General features: G+C 60.8%; 1 protein-coding gene. It reads left to right on the forward strand.

What is annotated here, in order from left to right; translation table 11 throughout:
* Positions 1 to 278 (forward strand): cytochrome d ubiquinol oxidase subunit II (locus SB822_RS56695; RefSeq protein ID WP_410859052.1); only part of this gene is annotated, 278 nt, incomplete at both ends.

The raw sequence follows: 278 nt of genomic DNA on the forward strand, positions 1-278 counted from the left end.
GCGGCGGACTCTTTGCCGTTTTTCCGCTCGCCTATTCGATCATTCTGCCCGCGCTCTATCCACCGATCATTGCAATGCTGCTCGCACTCGTCTTTCGCGGCGTGGCTTTCGAATTCCGTTTTCGCGCAACAGGCTCGGGGCGCATGTGGTGGGACGTCGCCTTCTTTTCCGGCTCCGTCATGGCTGCTTTATGCCAGGGCCTCGTGCTCGGCGGATTGCTTCAGGGCATCCACGTCGAAGGCGTTTCGTATTCCGGCGGCTGGTGGGACTGGCTCACG

The sequence above is a fragment of the Paraburkholderia sp. SIMBA_054 genome (assembly GCF_046534875.1).
GTDB classification, from domain to species: Bacteria; Pseudomonadota; Gammaproteobacteria; order Burkholderiales; family Burkholderiaceae; genus Paraburkholderia; species Paraburkholderia hospita.